We start from the raw sequence: 21382 nt of genomic DNA, 5'->3' as shown, positions 1-21382 counted from the left end.
CGAACAAGAAAAAAGTTTTTGACAAAAAGCTTGAAAAAACCTGTAAGATTGGTATAATAAATCTTGTCTTTCAAAACCAAATAGTCCAGTGATGATGGCAAAGAGGCCACACCCGTTCCCATCCCGAACACGGCAGTTAAGCTCTTTTGCGCCGATGGTAGTTGGGGGTCTCCCCCTGTGAGAGTAGGACGTCGCTGGGCAATACATATCGGAGGATTAGCTCAGCTGGGAGAGCATCTGCCTTACAAGCAGAGGGTCGGCGGTTCGATCCCGTCATCCTCCACCATTTTTTCTCTTTCGCCGGAGTAGCTCAACTGGTAGAGCAACTGACTTGTAATCAGTAGGTTGAGGGTTCAAGTCCTTTCTCCGGCACCACTCATGCAAATGAGCCATTAGCTCAGCTGGTAGAGCATCTGACTTTTAATCAGAGGGTCGAAGGTTCGAATCCTTCATGGCTCACCATTTTAACTTTATAGTTGCCACGCGGGTGTGGCGGAACTGGCAGACGCACTAGACTTAGGATCTAGCGCCTTCGGGCGTGGGGGTTCGACTCCCTTCACCCGCACCATTTTTGCGGAAGTAGTTCAGTGGTAGAACGCCACCTTGCCAAGGTGGAGGTCGCGAGTTCGAACCTCGTCTTCCGCTCCATATTTTTTTTGCACATTATTGCCGACCCTTAGCCGGGGTGGCGGAACTGGCAGACGCACAGGACTTAAAATCCTGCGGTAGGTGACTACCGTACCGGTTCGATTCCGGTCCTCGGCACCATTTATGCAAACCAGCTGACAACTTTATAGGCGCCCGTAGCTCAATTGGATAGAGTACTTGACTACGAATCAAGCGGTTAGAGGTTCGAGTCCTCTCGGGCGCGCCATATTTTTACACTCAGCAATACAAGTTCGGGAAGTAGCTCAGCTTGGTAGAGCACTTGGTTTGGGACCAAGGGGTCGCAGGTTCGAATCCTGTCTTCCCGACCAAACAATGGGGCCTTAGCTCAGCTGGGAGAGCGCCTGCCTTGCACGCAGGAGGTCAGCGGTTCGATCCCGCTAGGCTCCACCAACTATAACAATAAAGATCCTGGCGGCGTAGCTCAGCTGGCTAGAGCGTACGGTTCATACCCGTAAGGTCGGGGGTTCGATCCCCTCTGCCGCCACTTTTTTAGGACCTTTAGCTCAGTTGGTTAGAGCAGACGGCTCATAACCGTCCGGTCGCAGGTTCGAGTCCTGCAAGGTCCACCATTTATCTATTATCACGGAGGAATACCCAAGTTTGGCTGAAGGGATCGGTCTTGAAAACCGACAGGGGAGTCAAATCCCGCGGGGGTTCGAATCCCTCTTCCTCCTCCATTATTTTTAAAATGTGTGGACAATTTTTTTAAAAGTTTATTTTCAAATCATTACCTATAATATTATCGCGGGGTAGAGCAGTTCGGTAGCTCGTCGGGCTCATAACCCGGAGGTCGCAGGTTCAAATCCTGCCCCCGCAACCAAATGGTCCCGTGGTGTAGCGGTTAACATGCCTGCCTGTCACGCAGGAGATCGCCGGTTCGATCCCGGTCGGGACCGCCATTTTTATGTAACAAAGTGGGTCAGTAGCTCAGTCGGTAGAGCATTAGATTGAAGCTCTAAGTGTCGGCGGTTCGATTCCGTCCTGACCCACCATTTTTGCGGGTGTAGTTTAGTGGTAAAACCTCAGCCTTCCAAGCTGATGATGAGGGTTCGATTCCCTTCACCCGCTCCATTATACATATGGGCCTATAGCTCAGCTGGTTAGAGCGCACGCCTGATAAGCGTGAGGTCGATGGTTCGAGTCCATTTAGGCCCACCATTCCGAAGTAGCTCAGTGGTAGAGCACCGCACTGTTAATGCGATGGTCGTAGGTTCGAGTCCTACCTTCGGAGCCATACTGGGGAAGTACTCAAGTGGCTGAAGAGGCGCCCCTGCTAAGGGTGTAGGTCGGGCAACCGGCGCGAGGGTTCAAATCCCTCCTTCTCCGCCAGTATTAGGCCCCTTGGTCAAGCGGTTAAGACACCGCCCTTTCACGGCGGTAACACGGGTTCGAATCCCGTAGGGGTCATCATAAAAAAGTGTCATGCATTCAATTGCATGACACTTTTTTTCTTTTTACCGGATATATAACTGTGTGTGATCATTCCGATCATGACAAGTAAAATACCGTATAAAGACAAGGAAGACGGCCAGGCAATCGATAAGAAAAGGATTTCTCCCAATAAAGCAAACAATACTTCCATCGACTGTGTCGCTTCAACTGCTGCTAATTTTTGCATATTTCCTCTGACCAGATCTGTAGCTTTAAAAAATAGAACCGTGGCAATTACCCCTGAACTTAGGGCGACAATCAGTGTTTGGAAGCTTTGTGAAGCTGTTGGACCACCGATGGTAATAAAGCCATATAATGATAGTATCAGCCAAAAAGGAAGGCTTGCTAATGTCATTCCGAGCACCCTTTGGTAAGCATCTAATCTGCCCCCGCATAGATCCATCATTTTTCTATTTCCCAGTGGATATGCAAAGGCAGCAAGAATCACAGGCATAAAGCCGAACCATACTGCTGAAGAAGAGACGGCAGCTATATGCTCCAATTGCATCAAACTGACGCCAGCCAAGATGATAACAGAAACCAATAAACCTTTTATAGGAATCTGTCCTCTTACTTGAATAGGCCCTTTGTTTGTATGTATGGTAATTAGAAATAAAGGGGCTAGCAGCGTCCCGGCGATAATGGTGACCTGCCATGTTCCTGCTATGAGCCAGCCGGGGGAATAGGCAGCCGCAAAACAAAGTGGTGCATAGAATAATCCAAACCCGACAAAGCTCCATAATGCCCAAGCCCCTTTGTTATTTTTCATTTCCAGTAACAGAGGCTTCAGGTTCTTTCTTGTAAGCACGATGATCAGCAAAAAGGGGATCATGAAGACATAACGGAGGGAAGCACTCCAGATCCAACTGCCGCCTCCTGCTTCCATAGTGGCATTCAGTACGAACGTAAATGCGAAGAAAAAAGCTGCAATAATACCGATGAAAATGGGTTTCACACTGTACCCTCCTATATTATGAAAGTCTGTAATTTATCTATCTACTATATCGCATGCTTATTGATACTTGAAAGTGTTATTTAAATAAACAAAAGGGATTCCACTGAGGAATCCCTTTTGTTTATTTTTTAATTATAGAAGATAATCGATCAATAAGCCGATTCCAAGCAGGAAAGCGACAAAGGTATTTGTTTTTCCTGTATCTTTCATTGCTGGCATTACTTTTAACGGTTCAGTGTAGCGTTTAAAGATCTGAACGACTTTAACGGGTTTCAGGACACTGAGGAAGACCAATAATGCCCAAGGCGTCAACGTGCCAGAAACCACAAGGATAACAATCCAAGCATAGGCAAGGATGAAGAAGAACATTAGGATATTGACTGCGGCTGGCCTTCTGACCAAAATCGCCAACGTTTTACGGCCGCTTTCCTCATCTCCGACAATGTCACGGATGTTATTGGACAACATGATTGCTGCTACCAATAAGGTGCTAGGTACAGCCAGCAAGGAAGCTTCCAAAGTCACCATGCCGGTTTGGATGTAGAAGGCAATGATGACGATCAAATAGCCCATAACGACTCCTGAGAAGAGTTCGCCGAAAGGAGTGTACGCAATCGGGTAGGGGCCGCCGGTATAAAGGTAGCCGATCATCATGGCAACTGCACCAACAACCAAAAGCCACCAGCTGGTTTGCGAACAAATATAGAGGCCGATGACAGCAGCGATTCCGTAGAACACCAAAGCCAAAGCCAAAACGGTTTTCGGCTTTACTCCGTTCCGTACGATTGCACCGCCGATGCCGACAGAGTTCTCATTGTCCAGGCCTCTGGCAAAATCATAGTATTCATTGAACATATTGGTGGCTGCCTGGATCAATAAACTTGCGACAAGCATCGCCAGGAATAGAAGCCAGTCAATGGAATTGTAGTGTAGCGCGATCATCGTTCCCAGGAAAACGGGAGCGAAGGAAGCAGTTAAGGTATGGGGCCGGGTCAATTGCCACCAGACGCGCCATCCGCTGTCTGCCTGTAGTGAATGTGTCATAATCTATCTCTCCTTTAATTCTTTCCACTCTTCATTGTACTTCAAAATAGACACGAATACAGCAAATGATGTGCTGATTTTAGCAGAAAAGAGTATGATAGAGGGTAGAGATTAAAAAGTAAAACAGTTACTGGAATAAACGAGACTATGGTCTTAAAACGGAGGTAATCAGGTGAATTCAGAATCGTCTTCATCGACCCAGCAATTTGCGGCAGGCCCATACGAAGGCTACCGCTTTTATACTGAAACAATTGAAGTGACACGCATGTCGGCATTGGCATTTTTTGAAGCCGGTGGAGAGGGCTATGCAGGAAAGCGCATGTTTTGGCAAAATCGTGAAAAGACTTTCACATTGGTCGGAATCGGGCATGCCCATGTTCTTTCTACAGATCAACCGACTGGACGCTTTGAAAAGATAAAAAAAGATTGGAAGAGCTTATGCAATCAAATCGTCAATGAAGAACATTCGGTTCAGCCTGTCCTATTCGGCGGATTTTCATTTGATCCGTTAAATGACAAACCGAGTGAGTGGACAAGGTTTCCGCAGGCTTATTTTGCGGTGCCGACTTTCCAGTTGATATTAAAAGGAGAGCAGGCCTTTGTCAGCATCCACTTAATTACGGAGCAGCAGGAAAGTTTTGCAGAGTTTGATGCGATGCGCAAAGAACGGGACAAATTGATCCATGCGGCCCAAGTAACCGAAGTGGATAAATATGATAAACCGCGGACAATCGGCCGTGCAGAATTGAGAAAAGAAGAGTACTTGGATTCCATCCAGCGGGTTACGGATATCATTAAGGCAAAAGAAGTGGAAAAAGTTGTCATTGCCCGTGCATTGGAGTTGGAATTTGAGGACAAATTATCTCCATCTTCTGCATTGTACCAAGTATCAAACGAACAGCCTGAGAGCTTCCTGTTCGGATTAGAGGCGGAAGAGCAGTTTTTCTTTGGGGCGACTCCGGAACGGCTGGTAAAAGTCGAAAGCCAGAAAGCTTTATCCACTTGTTTAGCGGGATCTACTCCACGCGGAAAAACCGTGGAGAAGGATACGGAACTTGGTGAGGCTTTGCTGAAAGATCCGAAAAACCGGGCTGAGCACCAATACGTGGTCAAGATGATCAGTGAAGTATTTGAAAACTATTGCAGCGGGACAGTGGTGCCCAAATTGCCGAAACTACTGAAAATCAGGGATATCCAGCATTTGTATACTCCTGTTGAAGGGAAATTGAATCCAGGCGCTACTTTATTTGACCTGGTGGAAGTTCTCCACCCGACACCGGCACTTGGAGGAGAGCCGAAACTGGAAGCCTTGCATATGATCCGCGAACATGAAGCGATGAACCGTGGCTATTATGCAGCTCCTATCGGTTGGATTGACGCAAAAGGCGACGGTGAGTTTGCGGTCGCAATCCGTTCGGCTTTATTGGACGGCGAGAAAGCTTATTTATATGCAGGCGGCGGAATCGTAGCAGATTCCACGCCGGAATCAGAGTATGACGAGACATGGGTTAAATTCAGACCGATGCTTCGGGCATTGGGAGGTCAATTGAGTGACGAGTCGTGAAGCGTTAACAGAATACGTATCTGCATTTACCCATTCGCTGGTGGAACTTGGAGTGGCGGATGCCGTCATCAGTCCGGGATCCCGTTCTACACCACTTGCTTATGCCTGTATGAAGCAGCAAGGGCTGTCGGTCTACCGGCAGATCGACGAGCGCTCAGCGGCTTATTTTGCGCTGGGCATGGCGAAGGCTTCCGGCAAACCGGTGATGCTGTTATGTACATCAGGAACGGCGGCAGCCAATTATTTTCCGGCCATTGTTGAAGCGTATTATGCACGGGTGCCGCTGATCGTAGTGACGGCAGATCGTCCACATGAGCTGCGGGAAGTGGGAGCGCCGCAAGCGATCAACCAAGTGAATTTGTTCGGATCACATGTCAAGTGGGCGACGGATCTGCCGATGCCGGAAACGGAAAATCAATTGGCGTTCCTGTCCCGCCATCTGCACCGCTCTGTCCAGAGTGCCAGCAGCGAACCAAAAGGGCCGGTGCATGTCAATGTGCCATTCCGTGAACCATTGCGCATCGATTTTGAGCAGGGGTATGAATCGCTTGGGGAAATTGCTCATTTTGGCGGAGAAATGGCATTGTCATCCGCCAGCCGGAAATTTCTGCAGGATCTGTTGAAAAAAGAAAAAGGCCTGTTGATTGTCGGAGAAATGACTCTACCGATGCCAGTTGAATTCTGGGATTTTATCCAGCATCTAGATTGGCCGGTGCTGGCAGATCCTTTATCGAATCTGCGGGGCAATGTTCCACTAAAAGCGCAGCACCTGATCATCGATTCCTATGATGCTTTACTGAAAAATGAAGCATTCAAAGAAGGCATAGTGCCTGAAGCTGTCATCCGGATCGGGCCGCAGCCCGTTTCGAAGCCGTTGACTTTGTTTCTGGCTGCAGTGAAGCCGGAAGTCTATGCCGTTTTTGATGAAAGTCCGATGCTGCGGGATGCCCAGTCTTTGGCTACGCATCATATTCAGTCGTCACCAAATGCTTTATGGCAGTTGCCGTTAAAAATGAAAGCAGTGAATTCCTACCGTGAAAAATGGACAGCAGCTTCAGCCCTTTACTGGGAAGTCGTAAGCCTCCATTGCGAGGAAGAGCTGGATGAAGGCGTCCTGGCGAAAGTGTTTTTCGATAGATTGGAAAACTGCGATTTGATTGTTGGCAGCAGTATGCCGATCCGTGATGTCGATACCTTCTTTAAGGCTGCAGAGCGGGATGTGGTGATCTATGCGAATCGCGGGGCAAACGGCATTGATGGTGTGGTATCGACAGCATTCGGAGTTCAGGCGGCAAACCAGCGTCCAGCTTATCTGTTTATCGGTGATTTGTCCTTCCTGCATGATATGAACGGACTGATTGCGTCTAAGATGCAGGCGACGGATTTGACGATAGTCATCATGAATAATGATGGCGGCGGAATATTCTCCTACCTGCCTCAGTCTCAGGAAGAGCGTCATTTTGAAGACTTGTTCGGCACGCCAACAGGGCTGACGTTCGGGGATGCCGCGAAAATGTATGATGCGCAATATGCAGCGGTGGAAACGGCTGAACAATTGGTGGAAGCATTGGATCAGCCGAAAGATAAAACTGTAAAAATCATTGAAGTGTTCACGGATCGCCAGAACAATGTTACGACACACCGCAAATTATGGAGCCGTTTTAATGAGGAGCTGGCAAAGCAATGAAGTTGGATGTTGATGGAGTGCGTTACCATGTGGAAGTGTTCAACAGCGATAAAGAGGAGACGATTGTCTTTTTGCACGGTTTTACCGGCAGCACGAAAACATGGCATCCGGTCATTGAAGGATGGGATGATTCAAAAATCGTTCTTATCGATTTGATTGGCCATGGCGAAACGGATTGTCCGGAAGCGGTCGAGTGCTATTCGATGGAACGGCAGTTGAAGGATTTGGATGCGCTGTTCGGTCAAATGAATTTGGACCGGTTGACGCTTGTCGGCTATTCGATGGGCGGACGCACAGCACTTGCCTATGCCTGCCGTTTTCCGGGTCGGGTTAAAGGACTGGTGCTGGAAAGTGCTTCTCCCGGCCTTCGGAGTGAAGCGGAGCGACAGGAACGCCTTACGCGTGACGAAGGGCTGGCAGAACGGATTGTTGCAGGCGGGATAAGAAATTTTGTTGATCGATGGGAAAACATCCTCTTGTTCGACAGCCAGAAATCTTTGCCGGAGCCGGTGAAACAGGCCGTTCGTGAAGAGCGGCTGTCTCAAAATCCGATCGGCCTTGCGAACAGCCTGAAAGGCATGGGCACGGGTGCGCAGGACACCTACTGGAAGCGGCTAGAAGATCTGGACATGCCGGTTTTATTGGTGACGGGGCAGTCGGATTTGAAGTTTGAAGCGATCGCCAAAGAGATGGTGGAGCTGATACCGGACGCAGTTCACAAAACTATCGAAGGCGGACATGCGATACATGTGGAAAAACCTGTTGAATTTGCTACAATAGTAAGAGAGTATTCTAGTTTGAACTATCAAGGAGGAAAATTATGACACGCGAGTGGATTACAGAACGTACATATGAAGACATCAAGTATGAAATTTTTAACGGTATTGCCAAAATCACCATCAACCGTCCGGAAGTGCGCAACGCATTCCGTCCGAAAACGGTTCACGAATTGATCGATGCATTTTCCCGTGCACGCGATAATGCAGAGGTAGGCGTCATCGTTTTGACTGGAGAAGGCGAAAAGGCTTTCTGTTCAGGTGGAGACCAATCCGTACGCGGACATGGCGGCTATGTTGGGGAAGATGAGATTCCGCGTTTGAACGTCCTGGACCTTCAGCGTTTGATCCGCGTCATTCCAAAACCGGTCGTGGCAATGGTTGCAGGCTATGCAATCGGCGGCGGACACGTCCTTCACGTAGTATGTGACTTGACGATCGCTGCAGACAACGCACGTTTCGGCCAAACTGGCCCACGCGTCGGTTCGTTTGATGCAGGCTACGGTTCTGGTTACCTGGCACGCATCATCGGACACAAGAAAGCGCGTGAAATCTGGTACCTATGCCGTCAATACGATGCACAGGAAGCATTGGATATGGGCTTAGTCAACACAGTGGTTCCTCTTGAGCAGCTGGAAGACGAGACCGTTCAATGGTGCCAGGAAATGCTTGAAATGAGCCCGACTGCACTTCGTTTCGTTAAAGCGGCAATGAATGCTGATACAGACGGCCTTGCTGGATTGCAGCAGATGGCTGGAGACGCAACGCTATTGTATTACACAACGGATGAAGCAAAGGAAGGCCGCGATGCGTTCAAAGAAAAACGCAAACCGGACTTTGGCCAATTCCCGCGTTTCCCGTGATCATCGAATAATTGAAAGCTGTCCTCTCAGGGGACAGCTTTTTTTAGAGAAAGGATTTTTTACATGACGTATCCGAACTGGTTGAGCCAGCGGAGTTATTTGAGCGGAGACCGAATGGCCTTATCGTTTGAGGAGCAGCAATGGACATTTTCAGAAATCAATGACGTGGCGCTTGTCTATGCCGGAAAGCTGAAAACGCTTGGCGTAAAGGCGAATTCACGCGTAGCGATCCTTGCCAAATCCAATCCGGAGTCCATCTTTGTCATGTATGGCTGCCTCCATTTAGGGTGTGAGATGGTGATGCTGAACGAACGATTAGCGAAAGCTGAACTGGCGTATCAAATCGACGATTCTGAAGTGGATCATATTTTGGCGGCTGACGTACTGAAGGAAAAACTGGACTCTTCCACTATGATTCTGTTCAGTGAAATAAAAGAGGCGGTTGCTCTTGAAATCGAGCCGCAAAAGCAATGGCGGCAAGATCGCACCATTTCGATCATGTATACATCCGGGACCACAGGAAATCCGAAAGGGGTGCGGCAGACAGCGGAAAACCATTTTTCCAGTGCTGTTTCTTCGGCCCTTAATATCGGCATTTCACCGGATGATGTCTGGCTTTGTTCGGTGCCCTTGTTCCATATCAGCGGGTTTTCGATCCTGATGCGCTCGCTGATCTATGGCATGGGCGTAAGGCTCTATGAGAAATTTGACGCCGAGCGCAGTGCAGAGGAAATCTGCAGCGGGAAGGTGACGTATATGTCGATGGTCGGCGTCACGCTTGAACGCATACTGAGCCATATGGAAAGAGCGTCAATGCAGGCGTCTCCCCGGTTCAAAGCAGCTCTTGCAGGAGGCGGCCCGATTCCGGTCGCTTACATCAAGCGCGCCAACAACCGTGGTATTCCAGTATTGCAGACATATGGCATGACGGAAACTTCTTCGCAGACTACGACCTTACAATCGGCAGACGCGGAATGGAAAATCGGTTCTTCCGGCAAGCCCTTATTTTTATACCAGGTGAAAATAGACGGAACCGAAAAAGCTGGAGAACCAGGTGAGATTCTTATCCACGGTCCTCAAGTGACGCCAGGCTATATCGGGGCATTTGCAGAGCGGAAAGTCCAGGAAGACGGCTGGCTCCATACAGGTGACGTCGGCTATTTGGATGACGAAGGATTTTTATTTGTCGTGGACCGCCGTTCAGACTTGATCGTTTCCGGTGGAGAGAATATTTACCCCGCTGAAATCGAGAAGGTATTGCTGGCCCATCCGGCAGTCCGTGAAGCGGGTGTCTGCGGTGCAGCCAGCGACAAATGGGGCGAGGTTCCCGTGGCGTTCGTGGTGTTGAACAAAGAAGCAGCCGCGGATGACTTGCTGGCGTACTGCCGCGAACAGATCGCATCCTATAAGGTGCCGAAGCGGCTGTCGTTTGTCGAGGAGCTGCCGCGCAACGCATCGAACAAGCTGTTGAGAAGAGAGCTGAGAACATGGCTGTGAAGGTCCGGGACATCCAATTGACAACGGTCCGGCAGCCGCTGAAGAATCCGTTCAAGACGGTGCTGCAGCAGGTAGAAGAACGTGAAGTGATCGTAGTTGCGGTCACGGGTGACACCGGACTTGTCGGCTACGGGGAATGTGTGGCATTCGAGACGCCGTGGTATACGGAAGAAACCATCATGGGCTGCCGTTTTGTGCTGGCACAGGTACTGGTGCCTTTGCTTGCGAATAAAACCATCGAAAATCCACAAGACGTCTGGGAGCTGTTCGGAGCTGTCAAAGGCAACCGGATGGCCAAAGCCGCTGTAGAGATGGCAGTATGGGATTTGTTTGCTAAGCAGCAAAAAGTGCCGCTATGGAAGTTTGTCGGGGGTTCAGAAGACCCGATTCCAGCAGGCGTCGTCGTAGCGGCCGATCCTTCAAAAATTGCGGAACAAGTGGCGCAGGCTGCTGAATCCGGCTACCGGCGCGTTAAAATAAAAATACAGCCGGATATGGATATCACTTTGCTTAAATCAGTGGTGGCTGCCTATCCCGGACTGCAGTTTTTTGCAGACGCCAATGGCAGCTTCTGGGAACAGGGTGTTGAATGCTTAAAAGCATTTGATGAAGTCGGTTTCACGCTGATTGAACAGCCTTTCGGTGAGCGGCAATGGACTTTGCATGCACAGGCCAGAAAAGAGTTGAACACCAAAATCTGTTTGGATGAAAGCATCGCTTCTCTTGAGGACGTTCAACAGATGATCGACTCACGGGCAGGGAATATTATCGTGTTGAAAATGAGCCGGTTAGGCGGATGGACCGAAACCTTGAAGGTGGTTAGGTTGTGCCAGGCGCATTCCATTGGCATGTGGGTCGGCGGGATGATTGAATTCGGCGTTTCCAAAGCGCATAATCTGGCCTTGGCGTCCATGCCTGGGATTGTGTATCCGGGTGACTTCTCAGCTTCCCGGCATTTCTGGGAGAAGGACATCATTGAGCCTGAAATCACCGTGGAAAGCGGAAAAATCGTTTTGAGCGACCGACCGGGAATCGGATATGATGTGGTCTGAATCGATTGGGGTTCAGGCTTTTTTAAAAATAAAATAAAGCTGGGATTTTTGTTTTCAGTTGAGAGAAATTGTGAGACAATGAATAAAAATTAACTAAGGTGAATAACTATGAATTTTTATATAGGTTTCATTTCCATTGGATAGAGTAAAGCCGATTGCTGGTTGTCCCGATAAAATACGAACGAATACGAAGGAAGTGAGCCGGTGTTTTTAAATCGAATCAGTTTATTGAAAGAGGATATTGAGGATTTCGGGGAGTATCCATTTTCTGTTCCTTCGATCGGCAATATGGAACAAGTGGATTTGACCAATCCGATCACTTTTTTCGTTGGGGAAAACGGCTCGGGCAAGTCTACGCTCCTTGAAGCAATCGCGGATAAATGCGGTTTCAATACAGCTGGCGGCGGCCGCAACAACACCTATGAAGTGCATGCGGCACAAGCAGTATTGGGCGATTACATCCGACTTTCCTGGATGCCGAAAGTGACGAATGGGTTCTTCATGCGGGCAGAATCGTTTTACCATTTCGCCACTCATCTCGAAGATGTCGACGAAGATGGGTTTCAGTCTTATGGAGGCCGTTCCCTGCATGAACAATCGCATGGGGAGTCGTTCTTATCCTTGTTCCTGAACCGCTTTAACGGCCGTGCTCTTTACCTGCTGGATGAGCCGGAGGCGGCATTGTCACCTCAGCGGCAATTGACGTTTCTCCGGTTATTGAAGGACTTGACCACTGAGGAGAATTGCCAGTTCATCATCGCGACCCATTCGCCTATTCTCCTGGGCTATCCGGACGCCAAAATCTTAAGTTTCGATGGAGGCTCCATCGAAGAAATCGATTATGAAATGACAGACCATTACCGGATCACCAAGTATTTTTTGGATCACCGGGAAAAGTTTTTGAAAGAGATACTGGAAGATTGACGTGAAGCTGTATACTAAAGAAAACTGAATCAGTGTATTTATTGTGACTGAATATAAGGTGGGGTGGCATGTGAAGAATTCCGAGAAGCCAATCATAAAAAACTTTGCTGTCGGGTTGCCGGAAAAGATGGCTTATGGAAACGGCAAGGAAATGGAAACAGCTATTCGAAAGCAACCGGTACAGGAAGCGTATTTAACCAAGGACGGATTTGAAGGGGACGGCGTTGCGGATTTAAAGCATCACGGAGGGCCGGAGAGAGCCGTGTGCATCTATCCTTATGAACACTATGCTTACTGGAATGACTTTTTTGAAACCGAATTGCCCCGTGCTGCTTTTGGGGAGAACCTGACGGTGACGAATATGCTGGAGCGGGATATCTGCATCGGCGACATTTTCCAAATAGGAGAGGCGGTCATTCAGGTGACGCAAGGAAGAGTGCCTTGCAATGTCATTGATAGAAGGCTTGATATGAAGCCGTTGTTGAAGGAGATGGTCAAGACCGGCTATACGGGCTATCTATGCCGGGTGTTGGAAGAAGGAATGGTCAGGGCAGATTCGACCATCCGTCCTGTGGCGAAAGATTCTCAGCAAGTATCGGTTCTTTATGCCAATGAAGTGAATTACCACCGTCCAAAAGATATCGATGGAATCGTCAAAGTATTAGAAGCGGAAGAACTGGCCGATGACTGGCGTCAGTTTTTGACCAAGCGATTAATCAAATTGACAGCCGGCGGCTAACCCGGTTGTTGTTTTTTTAAAAAATAAAAGCACTGCAGCGAACGCTCGCTGCAGTGCTTTTATCATGCTTTTCTTATTTCAAGATCGTTTCCAGCACGTGAAGGTTTTTTTCCATCAAGGTGAAGTAGGTTTCTTCGTTGTCGATGTTTTCCTGTGTTAAAACACCAAGGTTATGCATTTCAATCGCTTCAGCACCCACTTCGTTCTGGATGACTTCCGTCAGGTTCGACGAAACGTTCTGCTCAAAGACGATATACTCAATCTCTTTTTCTTTTGCCAAATCAACGATTTCCGTCAATTCTTTTTGTGAAGGCTCGTCCTGGCTGTTCAACCCTGCAATGGCCACTTGTTCAAAACCGTATGGTTCGGAAAGATAGCTGAAAGCCGCATGGGATACGAAGAACGTATCTTTGCTGACGCGTTCAGACAAGTCCTCGAACGACCGATCCAGCATTTCCAGCTCTACAACCAATTCCGTGTAATTGCTTTCGTAGGTTTCCGCATTTTCAGGATCGGCTTCCGTCAATGAAACCTTGATGGACTCTGCCAGTTTTTCGCTCAGGACCGGAGACATCCAGACATGCGGATCGGTTGAACCATGGTCATGGCCGTCGTGGCTCCCGGCTTCCTCAGCGTGTGCTTCTTCGCCATGTGCCTCTTCATCATGGGACTCTTCTTCGTGGCCGTCTTCTTTATGGCCAAGTGCCGCTTCCAACTCTTCATCTGAAATCTGATCGGCAGTGGCGATAAATTCGACATTTTCGTCCTGCAAAGTCTTTTTGGCACTGTCAATGAATCCTTCCAGGCCGAGACCGATGGAGAACATCAGGTCTGCGTCTGCCAGCTTGATCATTTCCTGCTGCGTCGGTTCAAAGGTGTGTTCATTTGAACCGGCAGGATAGATCGACTGCACATCAACCAAATCGCCGGCGATGCGTTCAGTGAAATAAGTCAAGGGATAAACCGTCGTGTAAACCTGCAATTTTTCCGGGTCTTGGTCAATACTCTGCGCTTCTTCGCTTGTTTGTCCGCAGGCGGCTAATAATAATAAGGGCATCAATAATAGAATCTTTTTCATGTTCAACCTCCAAAATGTAACGATTACGTTTTAATAACTATTAGAATACTACAGGATGCTCTTAAAAAACACAAGAAAAACCACCAATTATTTTTTTGGTGGCCATTCTTCCGGAACAAAATCGATTCCGCCTTTATGGAAAGGGTGACAGCTTAAGATACGTTTGGCTGCTAAATATCCGCCTTTCAGGGCACCATGCTTCTCGACGGCTTCGATGCCGTAATGGGAACAGGTCGGGTAGAAACGGCAGCTCGGCGGAGATAAAGGCGAGATGAACCGCTGGTAAAAGCGGAAAATCTTCAGTAAAACGGTCTTCATGATCATTCAGCTCTTTTCGGGGGAAATACTTCATATGTTTATTGTAGGGGCATTAGAGGTATAAATAAAGTATAAGTACTTATCAAACTAATTGGAGAGTGATTGGAAATGTCTAACGAATTAAACCAGGAACTAAACGTGCAAGTGGCAACATGGTCTGTAGCTTATACGAAATTACATAATTTTCATTGGTACGTAAAAGGGCCTTCATTCTTTACATTGCATGTAAAATTCGAAGAGTTGTACAACGAAGCGACCCTTCATATGGATGAAATCGCAGAGCGCTTGCTTGCACTTGGCGGAAAACCTGTCGCCACAATGAAAGAGCAGCTTGAGCTATCCGTTATAGAAGAAGCGAACAAAAAGGAAACTGCTGAAGAAATGGTGGATACCATTGTCAGTGATTACGACAAAATCATGAAATCCTTGAAAAAAGGCATGGAATTGGCTGCTAAAGACGGCGATGACATGACAGAAGATATGTTGAACGCCATTCACCAGAATCTTGAAAAACATTCTTGGATGTTATCAGCATTCTTGGGCGAAAAGAAGTAAAATAGGATTATACAAGCGTACACTGAATTCTAGTGTACGCTTTTCTTATGGCATCGAGGTGGAAAAATGCACTATCAGGATCTGAACGGTTATCCCTGTGAACTATCATTCGAAAAAAAAACATTTCCTTTTGAAAGCAGGCATGTGCTGGTGATTTGCCGGTATCAGGGGAAATGGCTTCTGACTCGGCACAATAAGCGGGGTCTTGAATTTCCAGGCGGGAAAGTGGAAGCCGGTGAAAGTTTGCAGGAGGCTGCAAAGCGGGAAGTCTATGAAGAAACAGGCGCTCACGTTAAAGAGTTGGAATGGTTCGCTGAATATGTGGTTTATTCGGAAAAGCCGTTCTGCAAAACGGTTTATATCGGGACAGTGGACAGTGTGGATCCGATTCCGCTTCTTGAAACGCAGGGAATTTTTTTGCTGAAGGAATTAGAGCTGGGGGATGGATTCAGCTTTTTAATGAAGGACGCTGGAATGCGTAAAATAATTGAGAAGGTGAAGCAGCTTGGAAAATGGGACGATTGAAACGAAAAAACGCTACCCTTCACCGAATCCTCATGTCCAATTAACGGAAATCGTTTATTGGTCGGAGGGATTGCGGGTGAAAGGCATGCTGGCGGAACCGAAAAAGCCAGGCACCTACAGCGGCATCCTGTATTTAAGGGGAGGGATCCAGTCGATCGGGATGGTGCGCCCTGCACGGATTGCCCAATTTGCAGCACAGGGCTTCGTGGTGTTTGCACCTTATTACAGGGGCAATCGAGGCGGAGAAGGCCGGGATGAATTTGCGGGAGCGGACCGCTGGGATGCAGTCAATGCGGTAGACGTACTGAGGAAGTACAGCAACGGGAAAGTGCACCTGCTGGCGTTTTCCAGAGGGGGCATCATGGCCTTATGGACGGCAATCCTGCGGAGTGATATCACGTCGCTCGTTACATGGGCAGGGGTTACGGATACGGTGCTGACCTATAAAGAGCGTCCCGATATGCGGCGCATGATGAAACGGCTCTATGGAGGCACACCGAATACAGCCTTGACGGAATATGAAGAACGCAATCCACTGCTGCGGATCGAAGAAAGCAGCGCGCCTATTCTGATCATCCATGGATTGAAAGATGAAAACGTCTATCCGGCGCAAGCTTATTTGCTGGAAGAGGCGCTGAAGCTGAATGGCCAGAGGCACGAAACGTGGTACTTCCCGGAGTATACACATTTCTTTCCACCGGCAGCCAACCGCAATGCAGTCAAAGCGGTCTGCAAATGGATGAGAGATCAGGAGGAAGCATAGCGAACTCTGAAAATCAGCATATTAGGCTGAATATAGCTGATTAAGTTTGATCAGCATATACAAAAAACCCGTTCGGATTTTACTCCGAACGGGTTTTAACGAATGCTTATTTTTGAAGCGGGCCGCCAAGTGTCGTGATTTCAGGTGCGACGGTGCCGAATTTCTCGAAGTTTTTTTGGAATTCCTGTGCCAATTCTAATGCTTTTTGGTCGTAGGCTTCTTTATCTGCCCATGCGTTGCGCGGGTTCAAGACTTCTGTTGGAACTCCCGGTACCTCTACAGGAATCTCAAGGCCGAAGAATGCTTCTTTTTCAGTCGGAACGTCATTCAATTCGCCTTTGATGGCAGCGCGAACCATTGTCCGTGTGTAAGAAAGCTTCATGCGGCTTCCGACTCCGTATACGCCGCCAGTCCAACCAGTGTTGACAAGGAAGACTTGAACGCCGTGCTCATCGATTTTATTGCCGAGCATTTCAGCGTACACGGTTGCATGCAGTGGAAGGAACGGTGAACCGAAGCAAGTCGAGAATGTTGCTTCAGGAGACGTGATGCCGCGTTCCGTACCAGCCAATTTCGATGTGTAGCCACTTAGGAAGTGGTACATTGCCTGCTCTTTTGTCAGCTTGCTGATAGGAGGCAGGACGCCGAAAGCATCCGCTGTCAGGAAGACGATCGTTTTCGGGTGTCCCGCAACTGAAGGATCCACGATATTGTCGATTGCCTGCATCGGGTATGCAGCGCGTGTGTTTTCTGTCAATGAATCATCATTATAATCCGGGATGCGCGTGTCAGGATCCACTACGACGTTTTCAAGAACTGAACCGAAACGGATGGCGTCGTAGATCTGTGGTTCGTTTTCACGCGACAGGTTGATGGTTTTTGCGTAGCAGCCACCTTCAATATTGAAGACGCCGTTATCGGACCAGCCGTGCTCGTCATCACCGATCAGTTTACGGTCACCATCAGCCGACAAAGTCGTTTTGCCAGTACCGGATAAACCGAAGAACAAGGTAACATCGCCATCTTGTCCAACGTTAGCTGAACAGTGCATCGGTAGGATGCCTCTTTCAGGCAATAGGTAGTTCATGATTGAGAAGATGGATTTCTTCATCTCGCCAGCGTATTCAGTCCCCCCGATCAAAATGATGCGTTGTTCCATCGACACGATGATGAAGGTTTCAGAAGCTGTTCCGTCCACTGAAGGGTCTGCTTTGAATGTAGGTGCATAGACTACAGTGAATTCAGCATCATGCGTTTTCAATTCTTCAGCCGTCGGGCGGATGAACAATTGGTGGGCGAACAGGTTATGCCACGCGTATTCATTGATTGTTTGGATCGGCACACGAGATTCGTGGTCTGCTCCTGCAAATCCTTTGAATACGAAAAGCGCATCTTTTTCTTTTAAGTGCTTGATGACTTTAGCGTATAGTTTTTCAAACACTTCGCTGGAAATCGGACGGTTCACATTGCCCCAGTCGACTTTGTTTTTAGAACTTTCTTCTTCCACCATGTATTTGTCTTTCGGTGAGCGGCCTGTGTATTTGCCAGTCTCCGCTGTTACAGCGCCTTCCCGAGTCAATACCGCTTCGCCGCGGGATGTTGCTGCCTCCACTAATTGTGGCACTGATAATTGAACATGTACATTTTGGCCAGTTAAAAGATCCTTCAAATCGTTTGCAAAGTTCACTGAAGTCATATATATGTACCTTCCTTTTCTGTTATTCCCATAGCGATGGGGAGGATGTATATTCGTTCATTAGTATAACACATTAGGTTTATTAGTCTATACTAATCCATTGCAGAATTCAAAAAATATTAAATCAGGTTTCTATAATAGGGAAAAATCTATTAGCCATTACTTAGGGAAACGTGGGATGAGAGCTTTTGCAGTCCGGATTCCACTATTTTTTCTACAGTTTTTAATCTGTTAATCAGTAGGTCTGAATTTATATAAGTTGTACTATATAAACCTGATAGCTTCACGATTAAAGTGAGAATGACCGGGCACATGCAGGAGTTGTCATCTTTGCCAGACAAAACGCTGAATTCTTAACTACCATAAACTGCTTTAGTTTTTTTTTGATCAAAAACGTTGACATCCAGGTGCTATTTCCGTATGATGAAAAATTGAACGGATACTCTTATTCCGAGCTGGTGGAGGGGACAGGCCCTATGAAACCCGGCAACCTGCTGCAACTGCAGTGATGGTGCCAAACCTGAAACAAGGCTTACAGGCCTTGGATGATAAGAGTGAAAGGTGCTTATGATGATTCTCCTTTCCTCATGATGAATGAGTGAAGGGATTTTTTTATGGAATGCCCTTAATCCTCGTGTGAAAGGCCACAAACGGCTTGAAGTTCAATCCGGCTTTTGTCTGGAACGGACTTGACATGGGAAACGAGTACCGTATCAATTTCGAGAGCAATCTCGCAGGATATAAGGAGGAACATTTTTTGAAAAACCGTCGATTATTTACTTCAGAATCAGTAACAGAAGGACATCCGGATAAAATCTGTGACCAAATCTCAGATGCTATTTTGGACGCTATCTTAACCGAGGATCCAAATGCGCGTGTTGCGTGCGAAACGACCGTCACGACAGGACTTGTTTTAGTAGCTGGGGAGATCACCACTTCCACTTATGTGGACATCCCGAAAGTCGTTAGACAAACCGTAAGAGAAATCGGATACACACGCGCTAAATATGGTTTCGACTCAGAAACAAGTGCAGTTCTTACAGCAATTGATGAGCAATCACCGGATATCGCTGCAGGAGTCAACGTGGCACTTGAATCACGTGAAGGCCAAATGACAGATAAAGAAATGGATGATATCGGAGCAGGCGACCAAGGGTTGATGTTCGGATATGCTAACAACGAAACAGAAGAATTGATGCCGTTGCCGATTTCATTGGCACATAAATTGGCGCGCCGCTTGGCTGAAGTACGCAAGGAAGAAATTCTTCCGTATTTGCGTCCGGATGGCAAAACGCAGGTGACTGTTGAATATGATGAAAACAATCAACCCCTTCGCGTGGATACGATTGTCATCTCTACTCAGCATCACCCGGAAGTAACGCTTGAGCAGATTCAACGCAATATCAAAGAATACGTCATCAATGAAGTCGTTCCAGCAAAATGGATCGATGAAGATACTAAATACTTCATCAACCCAACTGGGCGTTTCGTAATTGGCGGACCTCAGGGAGATGCGGGCTTGACTGGCCGCAAAATCATCGTGGATACCTACGGTGGCTATGCTCGCCACGGCGGTGGAGCATTCTCCGGTAAAGACGCCACAAAAGTGGACCGTTCAGCAGCATATGCGGCCCGTTATGTAGCGAAAAACATCGTAGCGGCTGGCCTAGCAGACAAATGCGAAGTGCAATTGGCCTATGCAATTGGTGTGGCACATCCCGTCTCCATCGCTTTTGATACATTCGGTACCGGCAAAGTCGATGAAGACAAATTGGACGATTTGGTACGCGCGAACTTCGATTTGCGTCCTGCCGGAATCATCAAAATGCTTGATCTTCGCCGCCCGATCTACAAGCAGACTGCAGCCTACGGACATTTCGGCCGTACGGATGTCGATCTTCCTTGGGAGCGTACAGACAAAGCCGCTATCCTGAAAGAACAAGCTGGCGTTCAAGCCGGCATTTAAAATTGAAAAGAAAAAAGGACGACCGGGCAGCGATGCCCGGTCGTCCTTTTCTTATGAAGTGGAGCTTGTCTGCAGTTTGTCGACACGCTTTCCGATGGCTTCAATCAATTCAGCTGGCAATGGGAAGTTCATGGCTGCCGGATCTGATTGGACTGCGGCAATAGTGGTCTGCAGTGAATCCTCTGGAATCTCGAATTTCGAGAAATCTTTCGGCAAACCGACTTGCTCCTGCAGATTGCGGATTTTCTCGACCACTTCCTCGAGTAGAGCTTGTGGAGATTTATTGCGGATATCCAGATTCAGGGCCTGCGCCAATTGATCGATTTTCGGCAAGTACAGCGCCGGAATCATTTCAATGACATGGGGCAGGAAAACGGCATTCGCGAGGCCGTGCGGTATACGGTAAAGTGCCCCGTAGGCATGTGCCAGATTATGGACTGGAATGGCGTTCAGCGCGAAGCTGAAGGCGGTGATGCCCATGGTACTGGCCTGCAGCATTTCCATGCGCGCTTTGACATTGCTGCCGTTTTGTACAGCTTCAACGATGTTCTTTTCGAACATCCGAATGGTCTGGAGCGCATAGGCATCGGTAAAGCCGGTTGCTGTAGGCGACATCAAAGCTTCAATGGCATGGGTCAATGCGTCAAAGCCGGTGAAGGCCGTAATGAATGGCGGCAGACCAAGGGTCAGATCCGGGTCCAGCACGGCCATATTGGCGCTGATAAAAGGGTGGATGATATTCGTCTTAATCCTTTTTTCTTCGTTGTAGATGACCGCAATCGGCGATACTTCCGAACCGGTTCCGGCTGTCGTCGGAACAGCGATATGCGGAATCGGGATGAATTGTGCTTCCGGCCAAGTATAATATGCCAATCCGCCTGGAATCGCTTTTTTGATGTCCGTCATTCCATGATGCAATGCGAATTTGACGCCTTTTACGGTATCGAGCACACTGCCGCCGCCGACGGCAAGCAAAGAGTCAGCGGCCATTTCACGGGCATATTGGATGGCGCGGTTTACGGATTCACTGCCGGCATCCTGTTGGATATCGGTGAAGATGCCGACTAATTGTGCGCCAGTGCCGTTTTGCGTCAAGCGGAAGATTTCTGCTACTTTATCGACGATGCCGGCGTCTTTTAAGCCTTGGTCGCTGAACAGGACAACACGCTTGGCTCCCAGTCCGTTGAAAAGGTCCGGAATCATGGCTCTGGTATTGGAGCCGCTATGGATGGTGGTCATCAATGCAAAATTCGAATACGTTGTAATCAATGAGAGTCCCC

18 protein-coding genes, 20 tRNA genes, 1 rRNA gene and 1 riboswitch are annotated in these 21382 nt (G+C 48.1%); of the genes, 33 read left to right on the top strand and 6 right to left on the bottom strand.

The features are described 5' to 3' along the window. The first annotated feature begins 84 nt into the window (after positions 1-84). From rrf to ACRC6Q_RS17660, 21 genes are all read left to right on the top strand, one after another. Positions 85-200 (top strand): 5S ribosomal RNA (gene rrf, locus ACRC6Q_RS17760). A gap of 10 nt (positions 201-210) precedes the next feature. After that, positions 211-286: transfer RNA gene (locus ACRC6Q_RS17755), tRNA-Val, on the top strand. Between the two features lie 13 nt (positions 287-299). After that, positions 300-375: transfer RNA gene (locus ACRC6Q_RS17750), tRNA-Thr, on the top strand. 11 nt (positions 376-386) lie between these two features. Further along, a tRNA-Lys gene (locus ACRC6Q_RS17745) sits at positions 387-462 on the top strand. Between the two features lie 21 nt (positions 463-483). Continuing rightward, positions 484-568, top strand: a tRNA-Leu gene (locus ACRC6Q_RS17740). Positions 569-573: 5 nt separating this feature from the next. After that, positions 574-648 (top strand) — tRNA-Gly (locus ACRC6Q_RS17735). 31 nt (positions 649-679) lie between these two features. Then, positions 680-768 (top strand) — tRNA-Leu (locus ACRC6Q_RS17730). Positions 769-797: 29 nt separating this feature from the next. Next, positions 798-874 (top strand) — tRNA-Arg (locus ACRC6Q_RS17725). A 26-nt stretch (positions 875-900) separates the two neighbouring features. Further along, positions 901-977 (top strand) — tRNA-Pro (locus tag ACRC6Q_RS17720). A 6-nt stretch (positions 978-983) separates the two neighbouring features. Next, positions 984-1059, top strand: a tRNA-Ala gene (locus ACRC6Q_RS17715). 20 nt (positions 1060-1079) lie between these two features. Continuing rightward, a tRNA-Met gene (locus tag ACRC6Q_RS17710) sits at positions 1080-1153 on the top strand. 8 nt (positions 1154-1161) lie between these two features. Continuing rightward, positions 1162-1238, top strand: a tRNA-Ile gene (locus tag ACRC6Q_RS17705). Positions 1239-1253: 15 nt separating this feature from the next. Beyond that, positions 1254-1346: transfer RNA gene (locus ACRC6Q_RS17700), tRNA-Ser, on the top strand. A gap of 66 nt (positions 1347-1412) precedes the next feature. Then, positions 1413-1489 (top strand) — tRNA-Met (locus ACRC6Q_RS17695). 3 nt (positions 1490-1492) lie between these two features. Continuing rightward, a tRNA-Asp gene (locus ACRC6Q_RS17690) sits at positions 1493-1568 on the top strand. 17 nt (positions 1569-1585) lie between these two features. Next, a tRNA-Phe gene (locus ACRC6Q_RS17685) sits at positions 1586-1661 on the top strand. Positions 1662-1666: 5 nt separating this feature from the next. Beyond that, positions 1667-1740, top strand: a tRNA-Gly gene (locus ACRC6Q_RS17680). A gap of 10 nt (positions 1741-1750) precedes the next feature. Continuing rightward, positions 1751-1827, top strand: a tRNA-Ile gene (locus tag ACRC6Q_RS17675). A gap of 1 nt (position 1828) precedes the next feature. Beyond that, positions 1829-1903: transfer RNA gene (locus tag ACRC6Q_RS17670), tRNA-Asn, on the top strand. A 4-nt stretch (positions 1904-1907) separates the two neighbouring features. Continuing rightward, positions 1908-1998: transfer RNA gene (locus ACRC6Q_RS17665), tRNA-Ser, on the top strand. A gap of 6 nt (positions 1999-2004) precedes the next feature. Beyond that, positions 2005-2076: transfer RNA gene (locus ACRC6Q_RS17660), tRNA-Glu, on the top strand. A gap of 13 nt (positions 2077-2089) precedes the next feature. Here ACRC6Q_RS17660 and ACRC6Q_RS17655 read toward each other — a convergent pair. Both ACRC6Q_RS17655 and ACRC6Q_RS17650 read right to left on the bottom strand, forming a co-directional pair. Further along, complete coding sequence (locus ACRC6Q_RS17655; RefSeq protein ID WP_223642021.1) at positions 2090-3055, bottom strand: DMT family transporter; 966 nt, start codon at positions 3053-3055, stop codon at positions 2090-2092. 132 nt (positions 3056-3187) lie between these two features. After that, positions 3188-4099, bottom strand: a complete 912-nt coding sequence (locus tag ACRC6Q_RS17650) for a 1,4-dihydroxy-2-naphthoate polyprenyltransferase (RefSeq protein ID WP_223642023.1) — start codon at positions 4097-4099, stop codon at positions 3188-3190. A 172-nt stretch (positions 4100-4271) separates the two neighbouring features. Between ACRC6Q_RS17650 and ACRC6Q_RS17645 the strand changes: the two genes are divergently transcribed. The 8 genes from ACRC6Q_RS17645 to ACRC6Q_RS17610 all read left to right on the top strand — a co-directional run bounded on the left by ACRC6Q_RS17645 (position 4272) and on the right by ACRC6Q_RS17610 (position 13201). Continuing rightward, positions 4272-5663, top strand: coding sequence for an isochorismate synthase (locus ACRC6Q_RS17645; RefSeq protein ID WP_431467168.1), 1392 nt, complete (start codon positions 4272-4274; stop codon positions 5661-5663). Further along, on the top strand, positions 5650-7350 hold the full coding sequence (gene menD, locus ACRC6Q_RS17640) for a 2-succinyl-5-enolpyruvyl-6-hydroxy-3-cyclohexene-1-carboxylic-acid synthase (RefSeq protein WP_431467167.1): 1701 nt from the start codon (positions 5650-5652) through the stop codon (positions 7348-7350). The genes ACRC6Q_RS17645 and menD overlap by 14 nt, the downstream gene beginning before the upstream one ends. Next, positions 7347-8174, top strand: a complete 828-nt coding sequence (gene menH, locus ACRC6Q_RS17635) for a 2-succinyl-6-hydroxy-2,4-cyclohexadiene-1-carboxylate synthase (RefSeq protein ID WP_431467166.1) — start codon at positions 7347-7349, stop codon at positions 8172-8174. The genes menD and menH overlap by 4 nt, the downstream gene beginning before the upstream one ends. Next, positions 8171-8989, top strand: a complete 819-nt coding sequence (gene menB, locus ACRC6Q_RS17630; protein WP_223642031.1) for a 1,4-dihydroxy-2-naphthoyl-CoA synthase — start codon at positions 8171-8173, stop codon at positions 8987-8989. Before menH ends, menB begins: the two co-directional genes overlap by 4 nt. A 63-nt stretch (positions 8990-9052) precedes the next feature. Continuing rightward, positions 9053-10486, top strand: coding sequence for an o-succinylbenzoate--CoA ligase (locus ACRC6Q_RS17625; RefSeq protein WP_431467165.1), 1434 nt, complete (start codon positions 9053-9055; stop codon positions 10484-10486). After that, complete coding sequence (menC, locus tag ACRC6Q_RS17620; protein WP_431467164.1) at positions 10477-11538, top strand: o-succinylbenzoate synthase; 1062 nt, start codon at positions 10477-10479, stop codon at positions 11536-11538. The genes ACRC6Q_RS17625 and menC overlap by 10 nt, the downstream gene beginning before the upstream one ends. A gap of 204 nt (positions 11539-11742) precedes the next feature. Further along, the gene (locus ACRC6Q_RS17615) at positions 11743-12462 is read left to right on the top strand and encodes an AAA family ATPase (RefSeq protein WP_223642044.1); all 720 of its coding nucleotides are present in this window, start codon (positions 11743-11745) and stop codon (positions 12460-12462) included. A 127-nt stretch (positions 12463-12589) separates the two neighbouring features. Beyond that, positions 12590-13201: an MOSC domain-containing protein gene (locus tag ACRC6Q_RS17610; RefSeq protein WP_223642331.1), complete on the top strand. Its 612-nt coding sequence runs from the start codon at positions 12590-12592 to the stop codon at positions 13199-13201. A 73-nt stretch (positions 13202-13274) separates the two neighbouring features. On the opposite strand, the gene ACRC6Q_RS17605 is transcribed toward ACRC6Q_RS17610, so the two are convergent. Together ACRC6Q_RS17605 and yidD are read right to left on the bottom strand one after the other, a co-directional pair. Beyond that, positions 13275-14279 (bottom strand): metal ABC transporter solute-binding protein, Zn/Mn family, encoded by a 1005-nt coding sequence (locus ACRC6Q_RS17605; RefSeq protein ID WP_223642046.1) that lies wholly within the window; start codon positions 14277-14279, stop codon positions 13275-13277. 87 nt (positions 14280-14366) lie between these two features. Continuing rightward, positions 14367-14597: a membrane protein insertion efficiency factor YidD gene (gene yidD, locus ACRC6Q_RS17600; RefSeq protein ID WP_191716661.1), complete on the bottom strand. Its 231-nt coding sequence runs from the start codon at positions 14595-14597 to the stop codon at positions 14367-14369. Between the two features lie 108 nt (positions 14598-14705). On the opposite strand from yidD, the gene ACRC6Q_RS17595 reads away from it, so the two are divergent. From ACRC6Q_RS17595 to ACRC6Q_RS17585, 3 genes are all read left to right on the top strand, one after another. Continuing rightward, positions 14706-15152, top strand: a complete 447-nt coding sequence (locus ACRC6Q_RS17595; RefSeq protein ID WP_223642048.1) for a Dps family protein — start codon at positions 14706-14708, stop codon at positions 15150-15152. A gap of 66 nt (positions 15153-15218) precedes the next feature. After that, positions 15219-15677, top strand: coding sequence for an RNA deprotection pyrophosphohydrolase (ytkD, locus tag ACRC6Q_RS17590; RefSeq protein WP_223642050.1), 459 nt, complete (start codon positions 15219-15221; stop codon positions 15675-15677). Beyond that, positions 15658-16440, top strand: a complete 783-nt coding sequence (locus tag ACRC6Q_RS17585; RefSeq protein WP_223642059.1) for an alpha/beta hydrolase family protein — start codon at positions 15658-15660, stop codon at positions 16438-16440. The genes ytkD and ACRC6Q_RS17585 overlap by 20 nt, the downstream gene beginning before the upstream one ends. Before the next feature lie 106 nt (positions 16441-16546). Here ACRC6Q_RS17585 and pckA read toward each other — a convergent pair whose 3' ends face one another. Beyond that, positions 16547-18136 carry a phosphoenolpyruvate carboxykinase (ATP) gene (pckA, locus tag ACRC6Q_RS17580; protein ID WP_223642061.1) on the bottom strand — a complete coding sequence of 530 codons (1590 nt, stop codon included), beginning with the start codon at positions 18134-18136 and terminating at the stop codon, positions 16547-16549. Between the two features lie 442 nt (positions 18137-18578). After that, positions 18579-18691, top strand: a riboswitch (SAM riboswitch). Between the two features lie 202 nt (positions 18692-18893). Here pckA and metK point away from each other — a divergent pair. Next, on the top strand, positions 18894-20102 hold the full coding sequence (gene metK, locus ACRC6Q_RS17575; protein WP_223642063.1) for a methionine adenosyltransferase: 1209 nt from the start codon (positions 18894-18896) through the stop codon (positions 20100-20102). Between the two features lie 51 nt (positions 20103-20153). Here metK and ACRC6Q_RS17570 read toward each other — a convergent pair whose 3' ends face one another. Further along, entirely contained in the window at positions 20154-21371 is a 1218-nt protein-coding gene (locus ACRC6Q_RS17570) for an iron-containing alcohol dehydrogenase (protein ID WP_431467163.1), read from the bottom strand. Between the last annotated feature and the right edge of the window lie 11 nt (positions 21372-21382).

Origin of the sequence: Planococcus sp. SE5232, from assembly GCF_050686535.1 — a bacterium.
GTDB lineage: Bacteria > Bacillota > Bacilli > Bacillales_A > Planococcaceae > Planococcus.
The sequence above is the reverse complement of the archived record's forward strand: the minus strand, read 5'-3'. Positions and strand labels throughout refer to the sequence as shown.

Bases quoted from the DNA above. Each gene is read 5' to 3' on its own strand.
- menB (WP_223642031.1), top strand. From the start codon at position 8,171: ATGACACGCGAGTGGATTACAGAACGTACATATGAAGACATCAAGTAT.
- menC (WP_431467164.1), top strand. From the start codon at position 10,477: ATGGCTGTGAAGGTCCGGGACATCCAATTGACAACGGTCCGGCAGCCG.
- menH (WP_431467166.1), top strand. From the start codon at position 7,347: ATGAAGTTGGATGTTGATGGAGTGCGTTACCATGTGGAAGTGTTCAAC.
- ACRC6Q_RS17595 (WP_223642048.1), top strand. From the start codon at position 14,706: ATGTCTAACGAATTAAACCAGGAACTAAACGTGCAAGTGGCAACATGG.
- ACRC6Q_RS17650 (WP_223642023.1), bottom strand. From the start codon at position 4,099: ATGACACATTCACTACAGGCAGACAGCGGATGGCGCGTCTGGTGGCAA.
- yidD (WP_191716661.1), bottom strand. From the start codon at position 14,597: ATGAAGACCGTTTTACTGAAGATTTTCCGCTTTTACCAGCGGTTCATC.
- ACRC6Q_RS17605 (WP_223642046.1), bottom strand. From the start codon at position 14,279: ATGAAAAAGATTCTATTATTGATGCCCTTATTATTATTAGCCGCCTGC.
- pckA (WP_223642061.1), bottom strand. From the start codon at position 18,136: ATGACTTCAGTGAACTTTGCAAACGATTTGAAGGATCTTTTAACTGGC.
- ACRC6Q_RS17625 (WP_431467165.1), top strand. From the start codon at position 9,053: ATGACGTATCCGAACTGGTTGAGCCAGCGGAGTTATTTGAGCGGAGAC.
- ytkD (WP_223642050.1), top strand. From the start codon at position 15,219: ATGCACTATCAGGATCTGAACGGTTATCCCTGTGAACTATCATTCGAA.
- ACRC6Q_RS17610 (WP_223642331.1), top strand. From the start codon at position 12,590: ATGGCTTATGGAAACGGCAAGGAAATGGAAACAGCTATTCGAAAGCAA.